The organism is Prevotella sp. oral taxon 317 str. F0108, assembly GCF_000162415.1.
GTDB classification, from domain to species: Bacteria; Bacteroidota; Bacteroidia; order Bacteroidales; family Bacteroidaceae; genus Prevotella; species Prevotella conceptionensis.
Genome location: NZ_GG740073.1, coordinates 202,339 through 221,995 on the forward strand (window position 1 = coordinate 202,339; position 19,657 = coordinate 221,995).

The window sequence follows — 19,657 nt, forward strand, 5'->3', positions numbered from 1 at the left end:
CATATCACTCCCCTCTCCCTTTGGAGAGGGGTTGGGGGTGAGGCTTTAACTCGTCAACTAACAAAACAACTGTTATGACTTATACAGCACAAGATTATAAACAAGGCACCCCGAGATGGTGTCCTGGTTGCGGCGATCATTTCTTTTTAGCATCGTTGCAAAAGGCGATGGCCGAGATGGGCATCGCTCCACACGAAACAGCAGTGATTTCTGGCATCGGCTGTTCTAGTCGTTTGCCCTATTATATGAAGACTTATGCCATGCAGACCATACACGGACGTGCGGCTGCAATTGCCACCGGTGCAAAGGTTGCTAACCCTTACCTCACCATTTGGCAGGTTAGCGGCGACGGCGACGGACTGGCCATCGGCGGAAACCATTTTATTCACTGCCTGCGCAGAAACGTAGACATTAACATTATCTTACTAAATAACCGCATCTACGGACTAACTAAGGGTCAATACTCGCCCACTTCGCCACGCGGATTTGTGTCGAAGTCGTCGCCTTACGGAACGGTTGAAGACCCATTCCGCCCTGCCGAGCTGGCATTTGGCGCACGCGGTAACTTCTTCGGGCGTGCCGTGGCTACCGATAACCAAGGCGTTATGGAGCTGATGAAGGCCGGACAACGCCACAAAGGTACTTCTGTTTGCGAGATTTTGCAGCACTGCGTTATCTTCAACGACGGCATTTACGACCCCGTTTACTCGTCGCCTGGCCGCAAAAGCAACGCTATCTACCTGAAACATGGCGAGAAAATGCTCTTCGGAGAGAACAACGAGTATGGCTTGGCGCAAGAAGGATTTGGGTTGAAAGTGGTGAAAGTGGGTGAAAACGGCGCAACATTAGACGATGTTTTGGTGCACGACGCACACGCCGAAGACCACACGCTGCAAATGAAACTGGCGCTAATGAACAACGAACAGGGGTTCCCTGTGGCACTAGGCATCATCCGCGACGTTGAATCGCCCACTTACGAGGCCTGTGTTGAACAGCAAATCGAGGATGTGAAAGGCCGTGCTGCCTATCATAACTTCACCGAATTGCTGGAAACGAACGACATTTGGGAGGTGAAGTAACAGCCTACTGCCTCAGAATAGAAGTTTCACCCCCGTCCCCCTCTCCACGGAGAGAGGGGAGTGGCATGCCTTGTTTACGCATGGCATGTTTGCTCCCGCTCGCCTTGGAGAGGGGCTTTGTGTGTCTAGGCCCTTGTATTCTGTGCTTAGGCGTTATGTATAACGCATGTTAGTGCCGTGCGTTTGTGGCAAGCAAACAACATCTTTCTTGCTAGCCGTATGGGTTAACGTTGTTCTAATAGTTATTTCAGTAGGTGAACCGCTACGCGGTAGTTGGCGAAAGACATTGTGATTGAGGGCTAGTGTTCGTTGTAAAGAAAACCTTTCTGCCGCAAAATGTTGGTGTCTAAGGGCGAGCGCAGCATCTGTAAGAGCGGTACGGCACGGTTGTGGTCGTCGAGATAGAGCCAAGGTTGGGGCTGATAGGTGGGCGATGCCACCGAACTTTGAACATTGACCCAGGGCGAACGTAGGCCTGCAAGGTGGGCAAAGGTGTGGAAAACGCTTACGCTAGTGGACACGGGTTGGTGCAGATTGGTACGTAAGGCTGTAACAACAGCAGGTTGCAACTGGGCGTAATGCGGCGAAAGCCACACCAATAACGGCACGTGCAACTCGTAATAGCTAGGCACGGGCGAGGCGTGGAGAAACAAACGACGAGCGTCGTCGAAGATGTTTTCGCCATGATCGGATGTATATAATAGGGCTGCTGATGCGCCAGTGCTACTGATACGGCTAATAAGCGCAGCCAAAAGGCGGTCGGTTTGCAAGATGGTGTTGTCGTAGGCGTTTACCAACTCAACGCGATTTTGGGGTTTGGCATCGCTGTTTTCGTCGGGAAAGAATGCCCCTTCGTTGTGCGGATAACGCTTGCGGTATTCGAAATGCGACCCGTATGTGTGCAAAACGATGAGTTGTTTCTGTCGTTTGCAGGCCAGCACACTGTCTACCAATGGCAGAAGGCGTTGGTCGTAGCCGTCGTAGGTGTCGGGTTTGCCTTCTTTTATAAACCGCCATTGGTTGGCTTGTTGCCCAAAGAAGTCGATAAACGAGTGGTTGGGTAGTTGGTTGGAGAGGTACACGGTGTGGAAACCAGCCTCGCGAAAGGCAGTCAGGAGGCTTTTGCGCGTGTAAATGCTGTCGTAATTGATGGCCGATACGGGCGAGAGCAGCATGGGAACGCTCTTGTGCGTGGTGTTTGATTGGCTCAAAGCGTGGTCGAACGCGTAGAGAGAAGGTAGGGCAGAGAGCAGTGGAGTGGTGTTGCGCGGATAGCCGTAGAGCCTAAATTGAGGTGCACGAGCCGTTTCGCCAATCACAAGTACATATATCTCGCGCTCCGAATTGGGGTGTGTGGGTGTGGCATGGAACTTAAATTGGGCAGCGGTTTGCTGGTAGTGTGCCGTCCTTTGAGTGCGAACTATGGCCAAACGGATGTTCTCGAACACGTTAAGCGGATAGAGATGCAGTGAAGGACGAAAGCCGTTGGCAAGCGCAAAGCCTGCTAAGCATAAGCCTACAATGCCCAAAATGCCTGCCGAACGGCGTACTTTATGGGTGAAATTTGCCGACAGACACCCACCGCAAAAGCCCGATATGGCCGACAAGAGCAATGTTGGCACATAGAGAACGATGACGAAAACCATTCCTGGCAGCAAGTTGTTGAGCAGTTCGCCGGCCTCGTTGGGGTTGGTGGTAACGAGGTTTAGGAACATGTCTACGGCGATAACCGAATGGCCGTAGAGATAAAGCAGCACCATTTGGAAGGCAGAAAGGAACACTAGGGGAAAGAGCCACCACAGTGTTCGGCCCGGTTTGCGCCACAATGTGAGTAAGGCGGCGTAGACGGAGAGCGGCAATGTTATGCCTACAAGGCGCGAAACCAAGGGCAAGGGCTCGGTGTAGGCCAAGCAAACATTGGGTAAGGCCAATACGGAGAGGCCCAACCAAAACGCGGTTTGCGGTGTAAGTGCACCGCTACATATTTGTTTAAAAGGTTTCATTGGTGTTCAATATAAAGCCCCACTGCCCACGGTTGCCCATGTCATAGTTTTGTTGTGGGGTTGCTGTTGTTCTTAAATGCCCGTCGATAACCAGTGCCCCAGTTGTGCAGCACGTACGAAAGGTGCGTGACCGAGAAACGAAGTAACACCGAGACATGGGCTAACCACGTGGCTATACCATTTGAGGTGGTACGGTTGCTACTTGCGTTTCCAGCTTATTTATGTAGCGACAGCACCCGTTGAGTATGAGGTAATCGAGTTTACGGCCTTGTGTTTCCAGCTTATTTGTGTAGCGACAGCACCCCCGACAGCAACTTTTCTCCTTATTTGTTTGGCTCAAACAGGCCACAATTTTCTTGTAGAGGTCCTTCCTTGAACGTCGGTTTCGGGCTTTGTACCCTGTCATTGACTCATTTTAGGTGTGTTCGCTGTAAGCAGTTGTGGGGCATTGTCTTGCTGATTGTCAGTGTATTGGTTGTAGAGAAAGACGCTGAGCGTGCGAGTGTTCTTCCTTTACGAACATTAGAAAACCAACCGAACATTGTCTATCCAGATAGTGTTGCCGGGCGAACCAATGAATGCTCCGCCGTTGCTAGATGAGAATTGGACGATAAGATGGGTTGGCGTTTCGTTGGCTGCGGCCCATCCCGTTTCTTTCAACGGTACGCTTTTGCCTTTGCTGTTGCGCACATAATCGGTGGATCTAAGTCCCATCAGTCGGGCGTTGTACCCAGATGTGTTGCGTATGTCGCCATAATGTACGGGATAAGTGGCGTTGTTCACCCATCCGTTGGTACTTTTGTTGTACTCCACCGCCATTGTTCCCACGCGCGAGGCCGATACATTACCGTTAGCATCTTCTGTTCTTTTCTGTAATATAAGCAAAGCCGTGGCGCAGTCGCGGCCGGCAATGGTTTGGGCTTTACTAAATCCAGTTTGTTTAATGCGGTTGGTTTCAGCAGATAGGGCGGTTCGATAGTCAAACCGTATGGCTTTGGGACGTTGCGTGTAAGGAACGCCCCAGTTTAGTGCTTTCTCGCCATCCTTAGTTCCGCCAATAGGTTCGCGCACGTCGCCTAAAAACACCGACCCTGCTGCAAGTACGCTGATGTTAATCATTCCCAGCACTTTTACGTGTTCGATATGTGTTGTTAGTTTGGCGCAATAGCCTTTTCCATGTGCGTCGCGATATACCGATTGGTTTGTCTTTGTTATGCCCATCACCTTAGCCATGACGTTAGATGTGGCCCAAGGCGAGTGTCCAAGGTTAATATAAGGTGTGTTTCCTGTTAGTGTGCGGTCGGGTCCAATCTCGTAAAGGGTTTTTTCGTTGCCGCCAATGATGGTACTTTCAGTGATGCGACGTGTAACCCAATGGTCCATATTGCCGTATAGAATGGGTTCTTCGCGTTCTTGAGCCATCCCGTTCTTTGCGAAAAGGGATGCCATGACGATAACTAATGTTGCTTTATCCATGTTGATTTCTTGTTTAGTTGTGCCCTATGTAAGATGTAAAGGGCTGGCTTTTTGCCTTTGTTGGTAGGCAGGTTTACAAGTTGACGAGTTAACAAGTTTACATGTTAACGAGTTAATGGGGTTACGTGTATTAGGTTTAGTAAGCTAGTGGGCTAGTATTCCTAGTCTTACTAGCTGTCCTAGTTTCACTAGCCTTCCTAGTTCTTCTAGTTCTTCTAGTTTTCCTAGCCCAAACTAAACATGCTTTTTCATCAGCTGGTACTGACATCTTTTCACCCTTTCACCCTTTCACCTTTCCCTATCTTTTCACCTTTTCACCCTTTCACCTTTCCCTATCCGCCCACAATCTTCTTTATGTCGTTCAGCTTATTAAGCGCCTCCATAGGCGTGAGGTTGTTGATATCGAGACCAAGAATCTCGTCACGAATTTGCGAAAGTACGGGGTCGTCTAGTTGGAAAAAGCTTAGTTGCATGCCCTCGCGACTTTCATCTAAGTGCTTAACACTGGGTTTACTCACGGTTCCGCCCACCTGTGCGTTGTCGTTTTCAAGCTGTTTAAGCACGGTGTTAGCCCTTTTCACAATGCTTTTGGGCATTCCAGCGATGTCGGCCACGTGTATACCGAACGAATGTTCGCTGCCACCACGTTCCAAACGGCGCATAAAGATAACCTTTCCGTTAAGCTCTTTCACGCTAACGTTGAAGTTCTTAATGCGCTTAAAGTTCTTTTCCATCTCATTTAGTTCGTGATAATGGGTGGCAAAGAGCGTTCGGGCGCGCGCTTTGGGTTGTTCGTGCAGGTATTCCACGATGGCCCAAGCAATGCTGATGCCGTCGTACGTGGACGTTCCGCGCCCCAACTCGTCGAAAAGGACCAGCGAACGGGGCGAAACATTGTTGAGAATGTTCGACGCCTCGGTCATTTCTACCATGAAAGTAGACTCGCCTTGCGCGATATTGTCGCTCGCCCCCACGCGCGTAAAGATTTTATCTACCAGTCCAACGCGCGCACTTTCGGCAGGAACAAAGCTACCTATCTGCGCAAGGAGCACGATAAGCGCCGTTTGTCTGAGCAAAGCAGACTTACCAGCCATGTTCGGACCGGTGATAATGATTATCTGTTGGCGTTCGGTGTCGAGCTGAATGTCGTTGGGAACGTAGTGTTCGCCAAGCGGAAGCTGTGTTTCGATAACAGGATGTCGGCCTTGGCGTATGTCCAACGCGTCGCTATCTTCAATCACGGGGCGCACATAGCGGTTCTCTTCGGCGGTTTTGGCGAAACTAAGCAGGCAGTCGAGCCGCGCCACCACGTTGGCATTGATTTGTATTTGGGGGATAAACTCTTGCGTAGCCGTAACCAATTCGTTGAAAAGACGTTCTTCTAGCGACTGAATTTTCTCGTCGGCACCCAATATTCTCTCCTCATATTCCTTCAATTCTTGCGTGATATAGCGTTCGGCTTGGGCCAAAGTTTGCTTTCTAACCCACTCTTCCGGCACCTTGTCCTTATACGTGTTGCGCACTTCGAGGTAATAACCAAACACGTTGTTGTAGCCAATTTTAAGGCTACTGATGCCTGTTGCCTCGGCTTCGCGTTGCTGAATGTCGATGAGGAAATCGCGTCCGCCACGCGATATGTTGCGCAGTTCGTCTAGTTCAGGACTAAATCCCTCGGCAATAACGTTGCCGCGATTTACAACCAGTGGCGGGTCGGGTTGTATTTCGTTTTCAATTCTGTCGCGCAAACTTTCGCAAAGGTTCATTTGTTCGCCTATCTGACGAATCGTTTCGTTGTCCGCTTCAAGGCAAGCAATCTTCAAAGGCTGTATGGCTAGCAGCGCATTCTTAAGCTGAACCATCTCGCGGGGCGACACACGGCCAACGGCAACCTTCGAAATAATGCGTTCTAGGTCGCCAATGCGGTGCAGTTGCTCATCGAGTAGGGTGCGAAATTCGGGGTAACGGAAGATATAGTCCACCACATCAAGTCGTTGTTCGATGGGCTTAACCTCTTTCAGTGGGAACACCAGCCATCGTCTTAGCAAGCGGCCGCCCATTGCCGTGACGGTTCGGTCCACCACATCGAGCAGCGATGCACCGTCTTCTTGCATGGGTTGTATCAGTTCGAGCGACCGAATGGTGAACTTATCTAGTCGTACATAGCGGTCTTCTTCTATGAGTGCGAGCGACGTTACGTGGCCGATATTGGTGTGTTGCGTAATCTCTAAGTACTGCATGATGGCGCCAGCGGCCACCACTCCGCTTTGAACATGCTCAACACCAAAACCTTTTAGGTTCTTCGTTCCAAAGTGTTTAAGCAGCTTTTGGCGCGCCGTTTGTTCGGTAAACACCCAATCATCTAGTTCGAACACAATGTGTTTGTTGCCAAAATAGCGTTCAAAGTCCTTCTTGTGGTTGCGTTCGTACAGCACTTCCTTGGGTGCAAAGCTGCCCAGAAGCTTTTCTACATAGTCGAACGAGCCTTGTCCGGTGATAAATTCGCCCGTAGAAATGTCGAGAAAAGCCACGCCGCAAGCCGTTTTCCCGAAGTGAACGGCTGCCAAGAAGTTGTTTTCCTTATAGTTAAGTACGGTGTCGCCCATTGCTACTCCTGGCGTAACCAGTTCGGTTATGCCGCGTTTCACGAGCGTTTTCGTTAGTTTGGGGTCTTCCAGTTGGTCGCATATAGCCACGCGTTTGCCCGCCCTGATGAGCTTAGGCAGATAGGTATCCAGCGCATGATGGGGAAAACCAGCCATCTCTGTGGCATCGGTATTGCCTTTGTTGTTGCGTTTGGTGAGGGTAATTCCCAGCACGCGCGACGCCTCTACGGCGTCTTCGCTGTATGTTTCGTAGAAGTCGCCGCAACGGAAAAGCAACAAAGCATCGGGATGTTTGGCTTTGAAAGAGTAGAATTGCTTCATCATGGGGGTTAACCCCTGATCGTTTTGCGCCATTGTATGGGTGGTTTTTTATTTGTTGTATCTTTATTTTTCGGTCGAAGAAACGGTACTTCGCAGGCCTTTCATGCCCACAACAAAAGCCTTGGCACTGCCAAATTTAAGGTTCATGTCTATGCGAACAGGAACGTGGTTGCTGTCGTCGGTAACGAAGAAACGGGCAATTTCCTTGGGCTTTTTGTTGGGTTTGCGCTCGATGTAGGACAAATCCAGGCAGCGATACTTCACGCCGTTGTCTGCCTTAACCACCGTTTTTCCGTTATATTTAAGCGTGGCAGGGATAAAACCATCGCCTTCGGCCACGGTAAAAGGTATTTCGTTGCCACTTTTCCAACCTTCGGGGTTGAACGAACGCGCCCTCAGAAAGATGTTCATCATGTCGAACACGCATTCGTCTAGCGTGCGATTGTCCCACAGATGGTTTCCATCGTGGGTTTGGCAGTGCTGTTTAACGTGGCACTTGCTGCCGTCGGGATAGCTGTAAAACACCTCGTCTACCGTGTATCTGCTGCCTTCGCGCGCGCCTTTTCGGTAGTAAAGCGGTGCCATATCGAGCGACGAATAGCACATTAGCGTATCGCGAAGTACGAAGAAATTGTCTACTTTGCTGTTTCCACGCGTGATGAGGCTGCCCCGATAGGCGGGCTTGCCGCCGTAAACGCTTTGCACTACCGACATGGATGCCGTGCCGGCCTTCACCCAAATAAACTTCCAGTTGTAGTAAAGGTTGTATGTGAGAAACTCGCCCGACTTAAAAGCGGTGTTCCGAAACGTGCATTGTGCCTGCATGTGTGCCGCCATCAGCAGCGCAACCAGCACCAGTGCCAACTTTATCTTCTTCATCTCGTTAGGTGTTTTATGTGCGGTGCGCTGCCGTTGGGCTTTGCATCGCGGGTTATTTATATGGTGAAAGGTCTCTTAATCCTTCCCCTGCTTTCACGTTTCATGATGTGTTTGCGCCCCGTTTCCTGCATGTGCTGTGTGGCAATTTGCAGTTCGGGGCGTTCAGTCCTTGGCCTTCGGGCAAAGGCATTTACTTTAATTCGGGCGGTAGGGGTATGCCCAATTCACGTGCACGTTCCCTATTTCGGCGTTTTATGCTCTTGCCTTTATCGGGCTTTTGCTTGGTAATTTTGCCAGGCTTTTGCTCGTTCAGCGGTTTGGCTGTGGGGTTCCAGGTGCGTGTGGCGTCCCAATTGGCCTTGCATTCTATTTCTTCGGGGAAGTAATACACCGTTTCGGGTTCTTCTCCACGATAGAAATCGCCCGTGTCCCAGCGTCCGTTCCCGTTGCGGTCTACGAACAAACGCAGGTAATACGTGGCGGGTTGCAGGTAGTAGAAGTTGGCCGTACCAGCCAAGGCGCGTGTTTGTTTCACCACAGCATCTTGTTCGTTGAGCAACTGAACCACCACATTAGAGTCGGTAAGCGCAGTAAGCGAAACGGCGAGCGTGGCAAACTCCTTGTCTTCTCTTACCTTAAAGCCTTGCTTTATCTTGCCCGACGTGGTTCCGTAGATGTCGGTGAGTGCCAAAGAGTCGAGTTCAAAGCTGTATTCCACGCCTGGTTTCCACTCGGCTTGCAGCTCCAACCATCGTTTGTGCAAGAGATTGGTCCCTACGGGCGCCAAACTGTCGCCCCCCTCGCGCACCCTAATCCTGTAACGGGCCTCATACCACAGCGTGTCGCGCTTGCTGTAAAGGTGCACTTTTGTCGAATCGAGACTTAGCAAGGGTGTGGGCAGCTCTATTCGCACGTTCTCGTCGGGAGCGATACTGTTGTTCACCTTCACCTCCACCTTCAACGCTTCGGGGCGCATTATCGTTTCAAAGGGTTCTCCTTTCTTTTGCGCCTTGTCTTGTGCCTTCTTCCATTCCTCCGCTTTCTTTTGCTTTTCTTTCAGCCTTTTGGCGTAAGGCGTTTTCGCAAGAACCTCTATCGTATCCTGTTTCATGCGCAGTTGCCCCGTGGTGTCTGTACTCCAATATTGCATCTGCATGCGCAGCGTGTCTTGATTAATCAGCGCAGAGTCTTTAATCCAATAGGTTATGGTGTCTTTCTTAGCCGTGGGCATTACGATGAACGCGCGCTCGGCGTTGTTGAAGTTCAGTCCGCGCAGCTGTGGAAGTTCGTTGCTGCCAGCCGTAAACACCAGCGAGAAACATTCGGGCAGTGTTCGTTCGGCCTTAGTGAAAAAACGATCGGTTTGTACATGTGTAAACGCGCGCAGCGTGATATTGTCGGGTAAGAAGTGCGTATAGCTAACGCGCGAGATGGAATCGATGCGCAACGAGTCGCGCCAAAGCGTGTCTTGCCGCACATCGGGTTTCGACGAAGGTACGATAATCTCGCGGTTGAAGGCCATTTCTTCGCCTTTCTGCGTGAGATGGTAGTCGCCGTCTACATCTTGCAGCGCATAAACGCGATACTTTCCGGGTGCGATGCCGCGAATAACGAAGTGTCCGCGCCCGTCGGTTTTGGCCACGCGCAGCATGGGTTGGGTGCGAAACGCGCTATCGGCAAGGTTAGCGTACAGTCCCACCAGTATGCCTTTCACCGGTTCTAGGTTTTCGGCGGCAAGAACCCACCCGCTCACCTCCATCGTGTCGATATGTTCGCCCGTAGAGAAACTATATGTATAGTTTCCCAAGGGGTTGCCTTCGTTGTTGTCGGTTATGGCGTCAGAAAAGTCCACCGTGTACGTGGTGTTAGCTTTGAGCGAGTCTTTCAGTTCGATGTCGATGCTTTTTCCGCCTGCCTTTATGTCGGGCGTTTCCAGCTGTGGAGGTGAAACCACTACGTTTTCCGTGGCGTTTTCTATTTTGATAAATTCGTTAAAGCGTATGTGTAGCTTTCTAGTCTTCACGCCAGTGGTCTTTTCTGTGGGCGATGCACCCACCACTCGCGGCGGTGTTTCGTCGTACCAGCCCCCATCGGGGTTGCCCATTCGGGCGCAAGCGGCCACTAATGCAAGTGTAAATAGCAACAGGGCGAAACGGCACAATTGCCAGTTAAGTCTGCTTGTGCGTTGCGTGGTGTGCGCCTTGTCCATATTGTAGCGTTCCTTCATATTTCCTTTTTACCTGCTGTTGCTTATTTGCACATTACTTTATTGTCGTGTTCGCACCTTTAATATATGGCTTTGCCTCGTTGCATGCAAGGGCTAAACCTTGGTTATATGTAGGCGTGCGGCCAACGTGTGCGTTGTTGTCGTTACTGTTATGCGTAGGTGTATGCGGCTCGCAGCGTGCAAGCAAGCCTGCACCGTTGCGAGTAACGTTTGCCCATAACGCCGCTTATGCCGGCATTTAGCCCGTATTCCTTGTGTAAACGGCATATTTGGGCCGTTGGCAAAGTTAGTAATAAAAAATGGAATATGGCTTTGTTGTTAGGGAATATTTGGAATTTAAACAGACGATTTAAGGAGTTATGGAGTTAAGGAGTTGTGGAGTTAAGCCAAATGCCTAGGTGGTGTTACATTTAAGGAGTTAAGAAGTTATGGAGTTAAGGAGTTATGGAGTTAAGGAGTTATGGAGTTAAGGAGTTATGGAGTTAAGGAGTTATGGAGTTATGGAGTTAAGGAGTTAAGCCAAATGCCTAGGTGGTGTAAGCCATCTTTTCATCTTTTCATCTTTTCACCTTTTCATCTTTTCATCTTTTCACCTTTTCACCTTTCCCCCTTTCCCCCTTAAAGGGCGCGAGCCATTTTTTCACCTTTTCACCCTTTCACCTTTTCACCTTTTCACCCTTTCACCTTTAAAAGTCTGCATCACGATTTAGCACGCCATGATATTGCGGTGTCAGCGAAATTTATTACATTTGCAATGTATTGTTTCATCTGTATTTAAGTTGAACGGCTATGAAAGAAAAAGTGACAATAAAGCTTTGCAACAACTTTTATGAGGCGTGGGCGACAAGCCAATGGCTTGCCGAGCATCATATCATGGTGTTGCCCAACGCCGCCAACAATGAACAACCAGGACAAGGAATAGCCATAACGGTTTACGAAACGGATGTGGAACAAGCCTTGAAACTGATTGCGCAATTAGAGAACAAACCCGTGGAAGAACGTTTGCCGCATGGAGTTGGCGACGATAACGAACAGGCACCAAAACGATGCCCCGTGCGTTTAGAATGGCGCATTAAGCCCCTTTCGCTATTCCTTGCCATAGTGCTAACCACGATATTTGCCATTGTTTTCAGCCTGCTTTGCAACGAAGAGTTCTTACCCCTTTGGGGAAAACTGATGTTGGGTGGTGGTGTTGGCTTGTTGGTTGGGAGCGTAAGGAGAAATTAAAGGGCCTAACCCAATCCCATTGCCATTAGAATGGATAGTAATTAGCTGGTTCTCACGGGTTTAATCGGACTAGCAGATTTGTCTTGTTTATATTGTTTATGCCTAGGTTTATATAATGAAGCCGTGTTGACTTTTTATGTTTCTATAAATTGAGCGGAGTTTGTTATCTTGGTGATACCAACACAAGACGGGCATCCCTTTCATGTACGAAGTGTAGGACAAATCGACCAACTGACTTATAAACTCACGAATAGCCAACAACTCCCGAATACATCAACTCATCAACTCACAAACTCATCAGCGTACAATCTCATCAACTAACAAACTCACCAACTCACAATCTCACTAATTCAAAAACTAACAAACTCACCAACTCAAAAACTAACAAACTCATCAACTCACCAACCTATAACCTCATAAGTTCAAAAACTCATCAACTCACCAATTCGCCAACTCAAAAACTTAAATTATTATTTTTATTTTTACAATGTCGCTCTATTTTTCACTCCGTTCTAGCAAAAATATAGGTCAAAAAGTAGGCAAATGGCCACTTTTTCTACTCTTTTGCGGCTTGTGTTTTGTCCATTTTTAGGCATATAACCTGCATTTTGCACCATTTTGCCTTTCTATTTGGCCGCCGACTCGCAATTTTTTAGCTCCCAATTACCCACTTTTTACCCCTAAAATCCCACTTCTTTACGGCTATCTTGCCCCTTTTAGCCATGTATTTCATGGTTCTAAGAGGTTTTGTTTATGCAATTGTTGTGGATATTTATGCTTTTTGTTTCGCATTTAGCTGCATTTTGCACTGCGTTTAGCACCAAAACACACTGCGTTTAGCACCAAAACGCATTGCATTTAGCATCAAAACGCACTGCATTTAGCACCAAAATACACTGCGTTTAGCACCAAATCGCACTGCATTTTGTAGCAAATAGCCCCGAAACTGGTGCAAATGGCGGTTGCTTTAAATAAATATTCATTTTGCCGACATTCACATGCAACCCCTTTTTGCATCAAAACAAACCTTCGCGAGAATCGATTTTTTGCGGCAAGGTGGGCAGTTGGTGGATAAAAATGGCACTTTTAGTGTTAAAAATCTTGCTGAAAAGCGGACAAATTCAAGTTGACGAGTTAACAAGTTAACAAAAGGGCAATTCACAAGGCATATCACTCCATAGTTGCCCAAAGGCCGCATGCACTCTTGGTTAACAAAAGGATAATTCACAAGGCATGTCATTCCCCTCTCCCTTTGGAGAGGGGCTGGGGGTGAGGCCTTGTTCTTCTTTAATTCATCTTCAACAGCTCCTCAATATTCTTACGGCTGTTTCCCAGTCGCGGCACCTTATGTTGTCCGCCCAGTTTGCCTTTGCTTTTCAGCCAATCGTTAAACAGGCCTTGTCGTGCCTCAACCACTTCCAGCTGTTGCAGCGTGATGTTCTTATGTCGTTTCGCCTCGTAGTCGCTGTTAAGTTGTTGCAGACGGAGGTCGAGTGCCTGGGCAAAGGCATCGAGAGAGGTAGGCTTGTGCGCAAATTCCACAAGCCATTGGTGTCTGCATTTGGCCTCGGCATCCATAAAAACAGGTGCCGCCGTGTACTCCAACACCTCTGCACCCGTTTGTTTGCAGGCGTAAGCCAAGCCCTGTTCGGCGTTGTCCATAATCAGTTCTTCGCCAAAGGCATTGATAAAGTATTTTGTTCGCCCCGTAATCTTAAACTTATAAGGCTGCGTGGAGGTGAAACAAACCGTGTCGCCAATAACATAACGCCACAAACCACACGTTGTGCTAATCACCATCGCATAGTTACGGCCTGGCTCAACGCCCCAAAGCGGAACCACCGAGGCATTGTCTGTCCCAAATTCGTCCATCGGAATAAACTCGTAGAACACGCCATAGTCTATCATGAGCAGCATTGCGTCGTCGTCGGGAGTATCTTGCAGACCGAAAAAGCCCTCGCTGGCGTTGTAGGTTTCCATGTATCGCATCTGCGACGAGCCCACAAGTTTGCGGTATTGTTCGCGATAAGGGCCGAAAGCAATGCCGCCGTGGAAGAACACTTCGAGGTTGGGCCACACCTCGGCGAGCGTATCTTTGCCCGAAAGTTCGAGCACGCGCACCAGCACAGAGAGCATCCACGAGGGCACACCCGATATGTTGGTGACGTTGGCGTGCAAGGTTTGTTGGGCAATGGCCTCGCGTTTCGCCTCGAAGTCGGGCATTAGCGCAATGCTTTTCTTGGGAACGCGCACGATATTGGCCAAGGGATTGATGTTTTCGATGAGTATCGCGCTGAGGTCGCCCACTAAACTATGCGCCACGTTGTAGTTGGCCGCATGACTTCCACCCAATATCAGGCTGCGCCCATCGAATAGCCTACTTTTGGGGTTGTTGCGCAGATAAAGTGCCACGGCATCTTTTCCGCCTTTGTAATGAATGTTTTTCAAGCCTTCGGCAGATACGGGGATGAATTTGCTTTTGTCGTTGGTTGTTCCCGACGATTTGGCGTACCACTTCACCACACCAGGCCACAACACGTCGGCCTCGCCGTGGCGCATGCGGTCGAGAGGCTCTTTCAGTTCCTCGTAAGAGGTTACGGGTAGCTGCTTGGCAAAGTGTTCGTAGGTTTGTATGTTGTTCATTCCCCACGTATTGCCATATTGCGTGCGTTGTCCTTGCTGCACAAGGTGGGTCAACACGCGCCTTTGTATCTCTTCGCTATGGTGGGCGTACGTTTCTATGTCGGCCTGTCGGCGTTTGAAAGCTCCGCTCACTAAGGATGTAATGCTCATTATCAGTTTGTTTGAAAGGACAAAATTACGTCAAAAACATGAAAAAACACTATGTTTGGAGAAGAAATGGTGAATGTGGAGGGCAAGCGATGAGAAATATAGGGGGTGGGGGATAAATAATAAAAGGTAAGTGTTACATATATGGAAACGTCTTAGTAACTTTGTAATATGGCGAGAAATGGGCATAAAGCCCCTATTTAGATTATGGATTTTGCTAGCTTGTGAATTAATAAAACATTTGGCCAACAACTTGTTAACTTGTTTCCTCGTGAGCTTGTTAACTGATAAAACTTCAATAAACGGCGACAACAATGAAACCAGAAAAGATATATACCCACGAAGAAATGCTCGACAAAGTGTTGGGCAAGCCCGGCGATTTGGCTCGCGAACAATATGAATCCGACATCAATGCTTTTCTCATTGGCGAGACAATAAAGAAGGCTCGCTTGCAACGCAAGCTTACTCAAGCCCAATTGGGCGAGCTGATGGGTGTTAAGCGAGCGCAAGTTTCGCGTATCGAAGGTGGTCGTAACCTCACTTTCGCCACGCTTTCAAGGGCTTTTAAGGCAATGGGCGTGGCTGCAATCATCGAGGCAAAAGGCATTGGCAAGGTGTCGCTTTGGTAGTGTATGCCGTTTCATCACATCAAAGCAGCTTACAACATCATGTCGGTTTGGCAGAATAATGCGCCCAAGTGGAGCAAAACTTGACTTATAAAACCTACGCAACATTTGCTGCAACGCCCGCATTTAATGGTTTGTAGTCAACATAAACAAAGGCGTGGCGGTGTATCATCACACCACCACGCCGGCTCTTTAATCTTGTCGCTAAATGCAAAACTACTATGCAAGTTGGTTTATAATGTGTTGTGCTAATCTCTTTTGCTTAAAGCTATGCTAAAAGTTTAAGTTGATGAGTGTTTTAGTTAATGAGTTTGTGTGGGACTAAGTTTTTAAGTGAATGAGTTTTATCGCGCACATGGTTGTGCAAAACGTTTCTGCGTGTAGCGTTGTGAAAGCGTTGTTGGGAAGTGAAATTGCTAACAAGCTAACGAACTCACTACCTTGAAACTCCGCATATCACAGCCTCACGACCTTACATCCTACATCTTGTTTGGCATTTGCCTTTGTGTGCAGTGGCTTGAAGTGAGGCGTAAAAAGGCGGCGACCTCATGGCGAAGTCGCCGCCAATCGTTTTTAACCTGATAATACGCACGGTGGCTAAACGCACAACGGCGTATGCGTTTGGCTATTTGCAGATAGCCGTTTTATTTTTTGTAGCTTTTATCTAAGAAAGCCACAAACATCCATACGTTCTTTTCTTGACCTGCGAGGAAACCATCCATCAAGCCCACCGTTGCATCGTCGTCGGCATCGGCAGCAAGCTTAGCGATGGCGCGCTCTTGCTTGATGAGGTTGCCCAGGTTGTCTAGCACTGTTTCAACACCTTCTTTTCCTTCGGGTTCGTTGCCGCTTTCTTTTATCGTTGCCACTTTCAGGTACTCGCTAAAGCGGTTTTCGGGAGTTGCGCCCAGTTGCAAAAGGCGTTCGGCAATCTCGTCAACTTTCTCGGCTGCATCGTTGTAAAGCTCTTCGTACTTGGCGTGCAAACCAAAGAAACGGTTGCCTTTTACGTTCCAATGCAAGCCGCGCAGGTTGGTGTAAAACACTTGGAAGTCGGCCAACAGTTGGGCCAATCCTTTAACAACGGGTTGAACTTTGTTCTCGTCTAGTCCTAAATACATCAATGTGTTCATTTCTAATTTCCTTTCTATATTTTAAATTGTGAGTGAAAATCCTTATTTCTTTCGTTTGCAAAGGTAGGCATATTGCATATCATGCCCAAACATTTCCTTCTATTTCGATATAGAATTAATCTATAATAACGTTGGAAGGTGCAGGCGTAAGTTTCTAAGTGATATGGGGTTGTGGGGGTTGTACGTTTCTAAGTATATAAGTTTGGCGAGGATATAAGTTTCTAAGTTTATGCGTTTGTGTGGCGTGTAAGTTTCTCAATTTACGAGTTTGTGCCAGCTCTAAGCTTGTAACGCTATGTCTTTAATCCTATTACAGCCACCTGTTGTAATGTTAAATAGCATGCTTCACCACCAATTTTCCGATTATTTTGCTTATCTTTGCCCCATAGTTATCGTGCGCCACTATCGTCCAACGCCTCTGCACCATTGTTGCAAAGGCCTATTAGGAGGGCTAAAAGGCGCGCCAGTTTTAGTATTAGAGACAGGATTAACAATGAAGAAAATTATTTTAGCAGCAGCGATATGCGTCTTTTTTGCTGCCTGTGGAGGAGACGACGGACTTACACCCACACCACAAAAGCCACCAACACAAGGAGAAACAACCGAGGTTAAAGCCGCGGACATCGTGAAATACTTCAATCTCGACAAGCAACTTAACGTGTACCAAGCCATAGAAAAGGCAAAAGCCGACCTCGGAAAGAAAACGATAGACGGCAAGGAAATTAACGTTACGGCTGTGAACGTGGTGAAACGCGACGACCAAAAGGGTACTTTCACGCTTAAAGTGACGGGCGTTGCAGGTAAAAAGCCTTTCGGATTGGACGTGGATTTCACCGGTTTTGCACAGAAACCTGCAGACCAAGACATGGCCATGCGTGCTGTGGCCAAATGGAAAGACGGCGTAGACTACCTGTCGGAGTTCGACTTCGATACGCTGTTCCGCCTGAACAAGACCGATAAGTTCACCGCGGAATATCTCTCAAAGCTGGTAGACCTTACGTCCTCTGCCGCAGATGGAAGTAACCATTACACCTTTACGCCCGACGATTGGGCCAAAACCACCATCAGCGATGTGCGTTATGTGCCCAGCAACAGCCATTCGGGGCATGTTATGTTTACCGTTACCTACAACGGAATAAAGGGTAAGACAGGCAACAATGGCTCTCCAAGCCTTGCCATTGATAAGAACGCGTATTACGCCAAGCAGTTTACCGTCGACACCCAGGCCGCAAGTAAGTTCTATATGCGTGGCGTTTACCGCCAGCTTGCTGCGTTCTATGGCTCCCTGATTAAGTACGACGAAACTAAGTTTGCCCCACTTCTGGCCAGTAAACAGAAGAACGACGGCGACAACTCCATCGCACTGACGATTAAACTCACGCCTAGGGATGGCTCGGAAACCGAATTGGCACAGTTTACCTTAACGCTGAAAGGCTTTAAACCGCTGGAGGACCTCAACAACGAGTGGAACATCGCCGGTAAAACAGAGGTAAACGAGTTCTTCGGTAAGCGGTTTAGGAACTCTGCCGACGGCGATAAGACGGCACAAGTGAAAGCCATCGACACGAGAGTGTGGCTTAAACTGGTGCAGATGACAGTTAAGCGAGGGGGCAATTTTGTTAGTTTGTATCCCAACGAGGTGGCAAGCGAGAACGGAAACTATAAAGTAACCGCATGGTTCCCATCGAGTAGCGATGCCGAATACAAGGACATTTATCTTGAAGAACCCCGAATTGAGGTTACAGCTGCCGAGAAAAAGGGTAACTTCCTCTATATAAAGTATAGGCTGACATCGGTTAACGAGACGGCCGTTGCCGGCGTTGAGAAAAGGACTGAGGTGCATCTCATTATGCCCTAACACGCAAAAAAGCCCAAGCCACGCATGCTGTGTGGTTCACTTAAACGCCCGTTGCGCTAGCCATTGCGCAACGGGCGTACTTGTATATGGGCTGCACAGGCGCGCCAGATGCCATTCGTGGCCCATCGTTTTAAAACCCATTGGGCTTTTAGGTTAAGTTTGTAAGATAGTCTTCGGCGGCCGATTTGGGTTACACCCAAAACAAAGAACGGCTTAATTGCATCGCTTTTCATGATTATTTACTAACTTTGTCACGATATTTCAAAACACAAGTTCATCCACATCACACCTTATATATATATGGAGAATGTTTGCAGAGCAAGAGGAGAGTTCGACGATATACGCCCCTATAACGACGACGAAGTGGCACTGGCCATGCGGCGAATAGCCCAAAGTCAGTGGCTGCCGCAGTTGGCCCACTTCGTATTTCCCGAACAAAACGCGCAAGACGTGGCACGTATGCTGCAAGACATAAGCACGGCACGCGAGTTTCAGCTCCGCGTGATGTATCATTTCAACCGAGAAGTGATGCGAAGAAGCACTACGCAATTTGTTTGCGAAGGGTTGGAACAGCTACAACCCGCCACGCCTTACCTCTTTGTAAGCAATCATCGCGACATAGTTTTGGATGCCTCGCTGCTGCAAAACGCATTGGTGGATGCAGGACACGATACCTGCGAAATAACCTTTGGAGCCAACCTCATGACCCACCCAACCGTGGTAGACATCGGCAAAAGCAACAAGATGTTTCGCGTGGAGCGCGGCGGAAACAAACGCCAGTTCTACGAAAGCGAGCTACACCTGTCGCGATACATCAGGCATGCCATCGTAGACAGAGGCTCGTCGGTATGGATTGCACAGCGAAATGGCCGCACAAAAGACGGACTAGACCGAACCGAACCTGCACTTATAAAGATGTTCGCACTTTCTGGAACGGGCAACAAGCTCACTTCGTTGGCCCAACTGAACATCGTACCTGTGGCCGTGAGTTACGAATACGAGTCGTGCGACTTGCTTAAAGCGCGCGAAATGGCGCAGGCCACACACAAACCCTACGTAAAACAGCCAGGCGAAGACATCAACAGCATCATAACGGGCATCAGTCAGCCCAAGGGAAGGGTGCATTTCCGCGTAACAAAACCCCTTGGCGCAGCCCAACTTGAACCCCTTGCGCACCTGCCCCTTAACGATGCCGTGCGCCAAGTGGCACTGATGATAGACCATGCCATTATAGATGCCTACCAACTGATGCCCACCAACATGGCCGCCTATGCCATGTTGCACCCCGAAGGACCGCAGAATGCCCAATGGGATGAGGCGAAAGCGTGGCTAAGCCAGCGTTTGCAACAGCTAACCACCGACGAAGAACGCCGCCACCTGCTGCATATCTACGCCAATCCTGTTGCCGCCAAACAACAAATAAAGCAAAGTTGAC

At 48.8% G+C, this 19,657-nt stretch carries 12 protein-coding genes; 5 read left to right on the top strand and 7 right to left on the bottom strand.

Features of this window, described 5'->3' with window-relative positions; genetic code table 11:
• The first annotated feature begins 74 nt into the window (after window positions 1-74).
• Window positions 75-1,079 (top strand): 2-oxoacid:ferredoxin oxidoreductase subunit beta, encoded by a 1,005-nt coding sequence (locus HMPREF0670_RS07595; protein ID WP_009230573.1) that lies wholly within the window; start codon window positions 75-77, stop codon window positions 1,077-1,079.
• A gap of 299 nt (window positions 1,080-1,378) precedes the next feature.
• On the opposite strand, the gene HMPREF0670_RS07600 is transcribed toward HMPREF0670_RS07595, so the two are convergent.
• The 5 genes from HMPREF0670_RS07600 to HMPREF0670_RS07620 form a co-directional block, all read right to left on the bottom strand.
• Window positions 1,379-3,082, bottom strand: a complete 1,704-nt coding sequence (locus HMPREF0670_RS07600; protein WP_009230574.1) for a phosphoethanolamine transferase — start codon at window positions 3,080-3,082, stop codon at window positions 1,379-1,381.
• A 522-nt stretch (window positions 3,083-3,604) separates the two neighbouring features.
• Entirely contained in the window at window positions 3,605-4,558 is a 954-nt protein-coding gene (locus tag HMPREF0670_RS07605) for a PCMD domain-containing protein (RefSeq protein WP_009230575.1), read from the bottom strand.
• A gap of 332 nt (window positions 4,559-4,890) precedes the next feature.
• On the bottom strand, window positions 4,891-7,515 hold the full coding sequence (gene mutS, locus HMPREF0670_RS07610; RefSeq protein ID WP_009230576.1) for a DNA mismatch repair protein MutS: 2,625 nt from the start codon (window positions 7,513-7,515) through the stop codon (window positions 4,891-4,893).
• Window positions 7,516-7,545: 30 nt separating this feature from the next.
• Window positions 7,546-8,361, bottom strand: coding sequence for a DUF3108 domain-containing protein (locus tag HMPREF0670_RS07615; RefSeq protein ID WP_009230577.1), 816 nt, complete (start codon window positions 8,359-8,361; stop codon window positions 7,546-7,548).
• Between the two features lie 190 nt (window positions 8,362-8,551).
• The gene (locus HMPREF0670_RS07620; protein WP_044077959.1) at window positions 8,552-10,588 is read right to left on the bottom strand and encodes an Ig-like domain-containing protein; all 2,037 of its coding nucleotides are present in this window, start codon (window positions 10,586-10,588) and stop codon (window positions 8,552-8,554) included.
• A gap of 789 nt (window positions 10,589-11,377) precedes the next feature.
• Between HMPREF0670_RS07620 and HMPREF0670_RS07625 the strand changes: the two genes are divergently transcribed.
• Window positions 11,378-11,815 carry a hypothetical protein gene (locus tag HMPREF0670_RS07625; RefSeq protein ID WP_009230579.1) on the top strand — a complete coding sequence of 146 codons (438 nt, stop codon included), beginning with the start codon at window positions 11,378-11,380 and terminating at the stop codon, window positions 11,813-11,815.
• 1,287 nt (window positions 11,816-13,102) lie between these two features.
• Here the strand turns inward: HMPREF0670_RS07625 and HMPREF0670_RS07630 are convergent.
• Window positions 13,103-14,608, bottom strand: a complete 1,506-nt coding sequence (locus HMPREF0670_RS07630) for a GH3 auxin-responsive promoter family protein (protein WP_009230580.1) — start codon at window positions 14,606-14,608, stop codon at window positions 13,103-13,105.
• Between the two features lie 311 nt (window positions 14,609-14,919).
• Between HMPREF0670_RS07630 and HMPREF0670_RS07635 the strand changes: the two genes are divergently transcribed.
• Window positions 14,920-15,234: a helix-turn-helix domain-containing protein gene (locus tag HMPREF0670_RS07635; RefSeq protein ID WP_009230581.1), complete on the top strand. Its 315-nt coding sequence runs from the start codon at window positions 14,920-14,922 to the stop codon at window positions 15,232-15,234.
• Between the two features lie 641 nt (window positions 15,235-15,875).
• Here HMPREF0670_RS07635 and HMPREF0670_RS07640 read toward each other — a convergent pair.
• On the bottom strand, window positions 15,876-16,364 hold the full coding sequence (locus tag HMPREF0670_RS07640; RefSeq protein ID WP_009230582.1) for a Dps family protein: 489 nt from the start codon (window positions 16,362-16,364) through the stop codon (window positions 15,876-15,878).
• A gap of 493 nt (window positions 16,365-16,857) precedes the next feature.
• Here HMPREF0670_RS07640 and HMPREF0670_RS07645 point away from each other — a divergent pair, with 493 nt between their 5' ends.
• Both HMPREF0670_RS07645 and HMPREF0670_RS07650 read left to right on the top strand, forming a co-directional pair.
• A complete protein-coding gene (locus HMPREF0670_RS07645; protein ID WP_009230583.1) occupies window positions 16,858-18,222 on the top strand; it encodes a lipoprotein 17-related variable surface protein in 1,365 nt (454 codons plus the stop codon).
• 300 nt (window positions 18,223-18,522) lie between these two features.
• Window positions 18,523-19,656 carry a 1-acyl-sn-glycerol-3-phosphate acyltransferase gene (locus HMPREF0670_RS07650; RefSeq protein WP_009230585.1) on the top strand — a complete coding sequence of 378 codons (1,134 nt, stop codon included), beginning with the start codon at window positions 18,523-18,525 and terminating at the stop codon, window positions 19,654-19,656.
• Window position 19,657 lies beyond the last annotated feature (1 nt).